The following is a 9,707-nucleotide window of genomic DNA, read 5'->3' as shown; positions in this document are numbered from 1 at the left end:
CCTGCGCTGGTACTTGCCGATGAACCGACCGGTAATTTAGATAAACAAAATGCGATTAAAATTTACGACTTAATCAAGGAGCTAAATAGCAGCTTAAATACTAGCTTTGTGGTGGTTACTCACGATTTAGAGTTGGCCGATAAGCTAGGTAAAATAGCCTATTTAGACGATGGCAAACTAACCATTAAAGAGTCGCAGCATGTTACTTAGTGCCTTTATCAGTAAGCGCTTTAGAGCCTACTCAGGCCATCACCAGGAAACAAACGGCTTTGTCAGTTTTATCGCCAAAGCCTCAACGATCGGTATCTTACTTGGCGTTGCGGTGCTTATTGTGGCGTTATCGGTGATCAATGGTTTTGAACAACAACTGGTACATCGGTTACTTAGTGTGGTGCCGCAAGTTGAATATGTTGCCCCGTCTCGGCCGATTGCCAACTGGTCGGCTAAAGTAGAGCGTTTACAACAGCAGCCAAACGTTATGGGCGCCGCGCCATTTATTGCGGTTAATGGCATGGCACAGTTTAAAGACCAATTAAAAGCGGTTGAAGTGCGTGGCGTCGAGCCTTCATTAGAGGGCAATGTGTCGGCGATCAATCAATTTACCAGCGCAAAATTGGTCAGTCAGCTAGGGATTGATGAAGTGGTGCTTGGCAAACAGATAGTCACCCAGCTCGATGCCGCCCTTGGCGACACTATTACGTTACTGATCCCAAAAATTAGTGAAAAAGGGCACAGCTTATTAGCGCCGCAGCGTATCTCACTGACGCTGGCTGGCATTATTGAAATGGGCGGGCCTTTAGACAGTAGCGCGGCCTTTATTCACTTAAACAAAGCCCAACAAGCGCTGGGTTATGATGATACTCAAGTAACGGGGCTGCGACTGCGTGTGGATGATGTATTTTCTGCGCATAATATAGCGCTGCGGGTGGGGCAAAGCATTGAAGATTACGTGTATATCTCCAGCTGGTTTAGAACCCAAGGTAGCTTATATCAAGACATACAGATGGTGCGTACCATAGTGTATATTGTGGTGTTTTTAATTATTGCCGTAGCGAGTTTTAATATTGTGTCGTCATTGGTCATGGAAGTACGTGAAAAACAGGGCAATATCGCTATTTTAAAAACCATGGGCGCGCAAGATAGCACTATATTAGCCACCTTTGTGATGCAAGGACTAACGCAAGCGTTTGTAGGGGTGCTGCTAGGCAGCATTATTGGTGTGGTATTGGCTATTAACATTAGCGAATTATTTAATTGGTTGAGTCAACTGTTTGGCGAAAACCCGCTCGCAGGGGTGTATTTTATTGAGTTTTTACCCAGTAAATTGGTGTGGCAAGATATTGTTATAACCGTGATTGTTACCTTTGTGTTGGCAGTGCTGGCGACGATTTACCCAGCTTGGCAGGCAACGCGGGTCGATCCGGCGAAGGTGCTGGGTAATTAATGCATTCACATATCCGCGACCAACAGATATAAAAACTAATAGGGCGCTATCGGCATCTCTGTTAAACTGCTTGGCTAATTAAAGCCAAGCAACATTGTTTGGCGCGCATTTTTTTACTCTGGAACTTACTTTTGACAAATAATGATATTTTACGTCGCCTTCGCTACACCTTCAATTTAACTGACAGCGCCATGGTGGCGGTGTTTGCATCTGCAGCGCACACAGTCACCACAGAGCAGGTTGTGGCGTGGTTAACCAAAGAGGGTGAAGCAGGCTTTAGCGCAATAAGTGATACAGAGTTTGCTATTTTCTTAAATGGTTTTATCAATACCCAACGAGGTAAACGCGAGGGTGAGCAGCCTGAGCCTGAAACCACGTTAAATAACAATATCATTTTTATGAAGCTGTGCATTGCTTTAAACATGAAAGCAGAGGATGTGATTGCCACGTTAGCCTTGGTGGACTTTGCACTGAGTAAACATGAGTTGAGCGCTTTTTCGCGTAAAGTAGATAATAAACACTACCGTGTGTGTAATAATCAGGTATTACGGTTATTTTTAACCGCTCTGCAACAGCAGCATCGTCCAACAGCGTCTGTTTAGTCAATAACATTAAGCAGCCAGCTGAATAAACAGCCACCATTAAGGTGGCTTTTTTATTTATTGTTGGTGTTAGCTGCGGTATTGGTTTTGCTGATTGTTTGTTTTAAGTTAAATATTTTTCAACCCATTGCAGCGTTACTTTAAAATTGTTCAATTGCGATTAACGCTTTACTAACAAAAATAGTTCACATAAATATCAGGTAATTACCTTCCTTTTTAGTTATTTCAGCGCTTTTGATTATTTTTTATGTATTTTTATCTGCTTATTGTGAATAAAGATGCGTAGTCCGCGCTGTGTTATTTTTGCACAACAATAAAATAATTCAACTTGAATTGAGTGCAACACCTGCCTTTGTAGTGGTAAGGTGTATGAAAACTATGATTTTAAAAATAGATTTATATTCAAAAAATACACAATCATACTTACCCTCATTGTCAAATTTTAAAAATAGCTTACACGGAAGAATACTTATGAACTATATACACAGTACGATCACTCAACTTAAGCAAACAAGTCCTGCGCAAAGTGAGTTTTATCAAGCTGTTGAAGAGGTATTAGACTCGTTAGAACCTCTTTTTGCAAAAACCACTAATTATCAAAAAGAAGCCATTATTGAAAGAATGGTTGAGCCAGAGCGACAATTAATGTTTCGCGTTCCTTGGGTGGATGATCAAGGTAATATTCAAGTTAATAAAGGCTACCGCATAGAGTTTAGTTCAACCTTAGGCCCATACAAAGGCGGCTTACGTTTTCACCCTAGTGTGAATGCCAGTATCATTAAGTTTTTAGGCTTTGAGCAAGTATTTAAAAATGCGCTAACGGGGTTGCCTATTGGCGGCGGAAAAGGGGGCGCGAACTTTGATCCTAAAGGGCGTTCAGACGGTGAAATTATGCGCTTTTGCCAATCCTTTATGACTGAGCTTTACCGCCATATTGGTCCCACTACCGATGTACCCGCCGGCGACATCGGCGTTGGTGCCCGTGAAATAGGTTACTTATTTGGCCAATATAAACGCTTGACCGGGCGTTATGACGGTGTATTAACCGGTAAAAGCTTAATGTGGGGGGGCTCGTTGGTACGTAAAGAGGCCACCGGTTACGGTGCCGTGTACTTTGCCAACTACATGCTGCAAAACCGCAATGATAGCCTAGCGGGTAAACGCTGTTTAATTTCGGGGTCGGGCAATGTGGCAATTTATGCAATGGAAAAATTGTATCAATTAAATGCCAAACCGGTGTCGTGCAGCGACTCTCGCGGTACATTATTTCACGATGCGGGTATTGATTTAACCCTGATCAAACAGCTTAAAGAGCAACAACGTGGTTGTTTAAGCCAATACCAAGCACACTACCCAGAAGCCACTTATATTGCTCGCGCTGACTACCCCGAAGACGGCCATGCCGTGTGGCGCTTTAAAGCCGATGCGGCGTTTCCGTGTGCCACACAAAATGAATTGACCCAAGCCGACGCGGAAGTGTTGTTAGGCAATGGCTGTATTTTAGTGAGCGAAGGCGCCAATATGCCGTCGACTAAAGAAGCCATTGATTGCTTTATTAAAGCGGAAATAGCCTATGGCCCAGGTAAAGCGGCTAATGCCGGTGGCGTGGCAACCAGTCAGTTAGAAATGGCGCAAAATGCCAGCATGCAAAGCTGGACGTTTGAGGAAGTGGATGCCAAGTTACAACAAATTATGAAAAACATTTTTGACACCGCCAATGAAACCGCCGCAGAATTTGGCCAACCAACCAATCTGTTGTTAGGCGCCAACATTGCCGGTTTTCGTCGTGTTGCTGATGCCATGATAGAGCAAGGGATTGTTTAACGGCTCGTTGTTGCAATAACAGCAAGCTGTAGTAAGCGTTAGGCAGTTTAGGTAATAAAAAAGCTCAGTGTTGGTACTGAGCTTTTTTGTGTGTAATGTGAGGGGTTATGAGAAGGCGCTGTCGGCCAGCTCTGCTTGCATTTGTTCGCGCATCTTAAACTTTTGCAGCTTGCCAGTGACTGTCATCGGATAGTTTTCAACAAAACGAATATGCCGCGGGATTTTAAAGTAAGCCAGTTTATCTTTTAAAAATAAGCGTATCTGTTCTTCATCCAATGCTGCACCTTCTTTTGGTTGGATCCAGGCACACACTTCTTCGCCAAACTTCTCATCGCTAATGCCAAATATGGCGGCATCTTGTACACCAGGGTATGTGTACAGCACTTCTTCAATTTCACGCGGGTAAACATTTTCGCCACCGCGAATAATCATATCTTTTATGCGGCCCACAATACTTACAAACCCTTCGCTGTCCATAACCCCTAAATCGCCAGAGTGAAGCCAGCCTTGGTCATCGATGGTGGCGTTGGTTTTTTCTACATCGTTCCAATAACAGCGCATGATACCGGCGCCTCGGCTACACACTTCTCCGGTTTGTCCAATGGGTTGAATATTGCCGAGCTCGTCAATTATTTTAACTTCGGTATGCGCAAGCGCACGGCCCACGGTGGTCACCTGATGCTCAATTGAGGAGTCGGTTTCGGTAATATTATTAATTGGGCTGCATTCGGTTTGCCCATACGCTATCACCACTTGGTGCATGTTCATTAGTGTTTGTACTTTACGCATCACTTGCTCAGGGCAGGTAGAGCCTGCCATCACTCCGGTGCGTAGGGTGGATAAATCGTAATCATTAAAGTTAGTTAACTCAAGCTCACTAATAAACATGGTCGGTACACCGTGAAGCGCGGTACAGCGCTCTTTTTCAACCACTTCAAGGGTGGTTTTAGCGTCAAACGCATCGCCAGGGAATACCGCTGTCGCACCTTTACTCATGCATAGTAAAGTACCTAATACCATGCCAAAGCAGTGGTACAGAGGCACCGGAATACACAGCTTATCTTGCGCGCTAAAATGCATCGCATCGGCTACGAATAAGGCATTGTTTAAAATGTTTTTATGCGTGAGTGTGGCGCCTTTTGGGTTACCTGTGGTGCCTGAGGTAAATTGAATATTGATATCGTCGTTACAATTAAGCGTGGCCGCAACAGCATTAAGTGCCTGTTGTTGGGCGTCATTGGCAAGGGCGGTGACTTCGCTAAATGAAAACATGCCGGGCGTTGTGTTGTCGCCAATACGGATCACATTTTTTAAGCTAGGCAGCGCCGCTGCTTTTAGCGCGCCTTTTTCACAGTGGGCCAGCTCAGGGGCCAAGCTTTGCAGCATCTCAATATAATGGCTGCCTTTAAACTCGGTTGCGGTAATAAGGGTTGAGCATTCAACACTATTAAGTGCGTATTGCAGTTCATTGGGGCGGTAGGCGGGGTTGATGCAAACCATAATTGCGCCCATCTTCGCGGTGGCAAATTGGGTTAAACACCACTCAATATTATTTGGCGACCAAATGCCCACTCTATCACCTGGTTTGACGCCAAGGGCCAGCAGCCCCATGGCTAATTGATCAACCTGTTGTTGAAACTGTTTATACGTTAAACGAATATTTTGATGGTTGACGACCACGGCTAAGGCATCGGGGTTGCCAGCGACAATGCTGTCGAAATAATCGCCAATGGTCAGCTCTGTTAGCGGGATGCTTTGCTTTCCTTTAAAATAACTTTGCAACAGCGGCAGGGTGTTTATTTGTTCTACTTCTTTAACCGCTTTTTTTGTTACGCTCATGTCATTCTCCATGTCTTTATAATGAGTAACCTGAGTGATAAATAAACACATCTTGTTGATAAAAGGAAGGGCACTAGACTAATGTCTTAGCTTTGTTGTTGAAACTGAAATAGGCGAGCTTTACGGTAAATTGAGGGCAAAAAAAAGCGCGCCTTACCTAGTAAGTGCGCGCCTGATGTAACGAAAAAATATAATTACATTTCGTCGCTACGATAGGTTTTTTTCATGATGTAGACATACGCGTTAACAAACGCGTTTTCTTGGTACTTTTTAAGTCCGGTATCTTCAAACGCAATAGGAATAGGGTTGCGTTTAATTTGCTCTTTAATTTCAGTGGTTGAAAACACGCGCACATCTAAGTTATCAATTAACTGAATTGCGGTTTCCATTTTAAAGCCTTTAGCACTACCGGCAAACTTGCCTTTTGGTTGGCGTTCACGAATGGCCACAGAGTCAATTTGGTAATCTTGCATTAATTTTGCAAAATCAAATTGAAACTTACGCATTACTTCAGTGTCATTACCGTTACCTAAGGTAAAGCGTGTTTGGCGCACATCGCGAATATCAAATACGTCATTATCTTTACTTAAAATACAAAGTAGTACATCACTACCGGTAATTTCTACACCACATGTTCTCATTACGAATCTCTACTATAACTCAATTACTGGTTATTATACGCAACCGTGGTTAAATTGCGAGGGTAAGCAGCAGCGTTAAATAGGAATTTTTATATTTAGCTAAATTTTATGGTTTTCGTTATTTATGTGTGTTTTTGAGCCATTTAGCGATGATTTAACGCGCTTTAAACTTGTAATTAACGCCAGAGCACGCGACAATATCTTTTTTTGTAGTTGAGCAGACTCAGCATCTACATTAGCCTGATTTGGCGAAAAATAGTCAATGCTTATTCGTAAAAGCGTTGTCGAGTCATTCTCATTTTAATTAATTAAAAATACACGTGATACATTGTAGGTGTCACCACTGTAGTAAGGATTTATAATGCCAGTTATTACTCTCCCTGACGGCAGTCAGCGTAGCTTTGAAAACCCTGTAAGTACTTTAGATGTGGCAAACGATATTGGCCCTGGACTCGCAAAAGCGACCATTGCTGGACGTGTTAATGGTACCCGTGTTGATGCGTGTGACGTGATTACTGAGGATGCACGCCTTGAAATCATTACCGCTAAAGATGACGATGGTCTTGAGATCATTCGTCACTCATGTGCTCACTTAATCGGCCATGCGGTAAAGCAACTGTTCCCAGACGCAAAAATGGCGATTGGTCCGACGATTGATAATGGTTTTTACTATGACATCGATATGGAGCACTCGTTATCGCAAGATGATCTGGATGCAATTGAAAAGCGGATGCTGCAACTTGCAAAAACCAACTACGATGTAGTGAAAAAAACAGTAAGCTGGCAAGAAGCGCGTGACGTATTTGCCGCGCGCGGCGAAACATACAAAATTGAAATCTTGGATGAAAACATCGACAAAGATGACCGTCCAGGATTATACCATCACGAAGAATATGTTGATATGTGTCGTGGTCCACACGTACCAAACATGAAATTCTGCCAACACTTCAAAATAATGAAAGTAGCGGGTGCCTACTGGCGTGGTGATTCTGAAAACAAAATGCTGCAACGTATTTACGGCACAGCATGGGGCGACAAAAAGCAACTTAAAGCGTACTTAAAGCGCCTAGAAGAAGCGGAAAAACGTGATCACCGTCGTATTGGTAAAGCACTTGATTTATGGCACTGGCAAGAAGAAGCGCCGGGCATGGTATTTTGGCACAACGATGGTTGGAGCATTTACCGTGAACTGGAAGACTTTGTGCGTGAAAAGCTACGCGAATACGATTACGAAGAAGTAAAAGGTCCAATGATGATGGACCGTTCGTTATGGGAAAAATCAGGTCACTGGGAAAAATACGCCGACGCGATGTTTACCACCGTATCTGAAAAGCGTGAATATGCAATAAAGCCAATGAACTGCCCAGGTCACGTACAAATTTTTAACCAAGGGTTAAAATCGTACCGCGATTTACCACTGCGTATGGCTGAGTTTGGCTGTTGTCACCGTAATGAGCCATCGGGTGCACTTCACGGTTTAATGCGTGTACGTGGCTTTACCCAAGATGATGCACACATTTTCTGTACCGAAGAGCAGATCATGGATGAAGTATCAGCGTGTATTAAGATGGTTTATGATACCTATGAAACATTCGGTTTTGAAAAAATTGTGGTTAAGCTGTCTACTCGCCCAGAGCAACGTATTGGTGAAGACCATATGTGGGATAAAGCAGAGCAAGCACTTGCCGATGCGCTTAAACTAAATAACATTGAGTTTGATTACCTACCGGGTGAAGGGGCGTTTTACGGTCCTAAAATTGAATTTACTTTGTACGATTGTTTAGACAGAGCGTGGCAATGTGGTACAGTGCAACTAGACTTTGCATTACCGGGTCGTTTAGGTGCCACTTATGTTGCCGAAAATAACGAACGCCGTACCCCAGTTATGATACACCGTGCTATTTTAGGTTCTATAGAACGCTTTATTGGTATTTTAACTGAAGAATACGCCGGTTTATTCCCTACATGGCTTGCTCCTAAGCAAGTGGTGATAATGAATATCACCGATAAACAAGCGGATTATGTTAAAGAAGTTGTACAAAAATTAAATAAACTTGGAATTAGAGCTACTGCTGACTTGAGAAATGAGAAGATTGGCTTTAAAATCCGAGAGCATACACTGAAACGTATTCCTTACTTACTGGTTGTGGGCGATAAAGAAGTCGAGCAACAAGAAGTAGCAGTACGAACTCGCACAGGTGAAGACCTAGGCAAATTTAATGTTGATGACTTTGTCGCTAAAATTAGTGAAGAGATTAAAAGTCGACAGTAAAAATCGAGCGTGTAAGGCATAGCAAACAGCCAGTTACACGCTTATATTATTGATATTCTTGGAGGAACGTACTATTAGAGGCGGCAAGAAAGGGCAACAAACAGCCCAAAAAAATCGTATTAACGAAGAAATTACAGCTCAAGAAGTTCGCTTAATTGACATTGACGGCGAGCAAGCTGGAATTCAGTCATTAAAAGACGCGCAAACTATGGCTGATGCAGCGGGTGTTGATCTTGTAGAGATTAGCCCGAACGCTGAGCCGCCTGTTTGTAGAATCATGGACTACGGTAAGTTCATCTTTGAAAAAAGCAAAGAACTAAAAGAGCAGAAGAAGAAGCAAAAGCAAATCCAGATAAAAGAAATCAAATTCCGTCCGGGTACGGATGAAGGCGATTATCAGGTTAAGCTGCGCAACTTACGTAAGTTCTTGGAAGCTGGCGATAAAGCTAAAATTACGATTCGCTTCCGTGGTCGTGAAATGGCTCACCAAGAAATTGGTATTGAATTATTAAATCGTATCAAAGGCGATTTGGAAGAGCTTGCAGTTGTCGAGTCTTTCCCTAATCGCGTTGAAGGCCGCCAAATGGTTATGATGATGGCGCCTGTTGCTAAAAAATAATTTTTAAGCGATAATACGCACCGAAAATAGCTCAGGTCTGCAAGTAATATGTAAATATTCACCTGAGTTAACCGGTTTTAAAGTAAGACTGCGGTATTTATACTGAGTTTTCACCGGAAATTGGCAGTAAGTTAGGCCTCAAAGTGGAGCTATAGCAGTGTATCTCACGCCTGCTTACTAATTTTAAAGCAATACAATTGGAGTTATTGCAATGGCTTACAAGCTAAAAAGTCACAGAGGCGCAGCTAAGCGTTTCAAAAAGACCGCTTCTGGTGGTTTCAAGCGTAAACAAGCGCATCTTCGTCATATTCTGACTAAGAAAACGTCTAAGCGTAAGTTACACCTACGTCCTAAGATGATGGTTCATAAAAATGACCATGGTCTAGTTTCACGTATGTTACCGTTCGCTTAATAGGGGTTTTTAGAAATGGCAAGAGTTAAACGCGGCGTTGTCGCACGTGCACGT

General features: G+C 43.0%; 8 protein-coding genes and 1 pseudogene. 7 read left to right on the top strand and 2 right to left on the bottom strand.

The features are described 5' to 3' along the window. From ABYB02_RS11240 to gdhA, 4 genes and pseudogenes are all read left to right on the top strand, one after another. Nucleotides 1-210, top strand: a pseudogene (locus ABYB02_RS11240) (lipoprotein-releasing system ATP-binding protein LolD); the annotation flags it as partial. After that, nucleotides 200-1,444, top strand: a complete 1,245-nt coding sequence (locus ABYB02_RS11235) for a lipoprotein-releasing ABC transporter permease subunit (RefSeq protein ID WP_372762546.1) — start codon at nt 200-202, stop codon at nt 1,442-1,444. The pseudogene ABYB02_RS11240 and the gene ABYB02_RS11235, both read left to right, overlap by 11 nt. 131 nt (nt 1,445-1,575) lie before the next feature. Further along, entirely contained in the window at nt 1,576-2,046 is a 471-nt protein-coding gene (locus ABYB02_RS11230) for a DUF1456 family protein (RefSeq protein ID WP_372762545.1), read from the top strand. Nucleotides 2,047-2,517: 471 nt separating this feature from the next. Continuing rightward, nucleotides 2,518-3,870 carry an NADP-specific glutamate dehydrogenase gene (gene gdhA, locus ABYB02_RS11225; protein WP_372762544.1) on the top strand — a complete coding sequence of 451 codons (1,353 nt, stop codon included), beginning with the start codon at nt 2,518-2,520 and terminating at the stop codon, nt 3,868-3,870. Nucleotides 3,871-3,975: 105 nt separating this feature from the next. Here gdhA and ABYB02_RS11220 read toward each other — a convergent pair whose 3' ends face one another. Continuing rightward, nucleotides 3,976-5,709: an AMP-binding protein gene (locus ABYB02_RS11220; protein ID WP_372762543.1), complete on the bottom strand. Its 1,734-nt coding sequence runs from the start codon at nt 5,707-5,709 to the stop codon at nt 3,976-3,978. A gap of 194 nt (nt 5,710-5,903) precedes the next feature. Continuing rightward, nucleotides 5,904-6,350: a DUF3010 family protein gene (locus ABYB02_RS11215; RefSeq protein ID WP_033103254.1), complete on the bottom strand. Its 447-nt coding sequence runs from the start codon at nt 6,348-6,350 to the stop codon at nt 5,904-5,906. Nucleotides 6,351-6,711: 361 nt separating this feature from the next. On the opposite strand from ABYB02_RS11215, the gene thrS reads away from it, so the two are divergent. The 3 genes from thrS to rpmI all read left to right on the top strand — a co-directional run bounded on the left by thrS (nt 6,712) and on the right by rpmI (nt 9,653). After that, complete coding sequence (gene thrS / locus ABYB02_RS11210; protein ID WP_372762542.1) at nt 6,712-8,622, top strand: threonine--tRNA ligase; 1,911 nt, start codon at nt 6,712-6,714, stop codon at nt 8,620-8,622. 58 nt (nt 8,623-8,680) lie between these two features. Continuing rightward, nucleotides 8,681-9,241, top strand: a complete 561-nt coding sequence (infC, locus tag ABYB02_RS11205; protein ID WP_080516827.1) for a translation initiation factor IF-3 — start codon at nt 8,681-8,683, stop codon at nt 9,239-9,241. Between the two features lie 211 nt (nt 9,242-9,452). Beyond that, nucleotides 9,453-9,653, top strand: coding sequence for a 50S ribosomal protein L35 (rpmI, locus tag ABYB02_RS11200; RefSeq protein WP_004587840.1), 201 nt, complete (start codon nt 9,453-9,455; stop codon nt 9,651-9,653). Nucleotides 9,654-9,707 lie beyond the last annotated feature (54 nt).

Origin of the sequence: Pseudoalteromonas sp., from assembly GCF_041613455.1 — a bacterium.
In the GTDB taxonomy this organism is placed as follows: domain Bacteria; phylum Pseudomonadota; class Gammaproteobacteria; order Enterobacterales; family Alteromonadaceae; genus Pseudoalteromonas.
Note: the sequence above shows the minus strand (reverse complement) of the source record. Positions and strands in the feature narration are given on the sequence as shown.

What these genes read in the sequence shown, in the direction of transcription:
- thrS (WP_372762542.1), top strand. Translation starts at nt 6,712, where the DNA reads ATGCCAGTTATTACTCTCCCTGACGGCAGTCAGCGTAGCTTTGAAAAC.
- ABYB02_RS11215 (WP_033103254.1), bottom strand. Translation starts at nt 6,350, where the DNA reads ATGAGAACATGTGGTGTAGAAATTACCGGTAGTGATGTACTACTTTGT.
- rpmI (WP_004587840.1), top strand. Translation starts at nt 9,453, where the DNA reads ATGGCTTACAAGCTAAAAAGTCACAGAGGCGCAGCTAAGCGTTTCAAA.
- ABYB02_RS11235 (WP_372762546.1), top strand. Translation starts at nt 200, where the DNA reads ATGTTACTTAGTGCCTTTATCAGTAAGCGCTTTAGAGCCTACTCAGGC.
- ABYB02_RS11220 (WP_372762543.1), bottom strand. Translation starts at nt 5,709, where the DNA reads ATGAGCGTAACAAAAAAAGCGGTTAAAGAAGTAGAACAAATAAACACC.
- gdhA (WP_372762544.1), top strand. Translation starts at nt 2,518, where the DNA reads ATGAACTATATACACAGTACGATCACTCAACTTAAGCAAACAAGTCCT.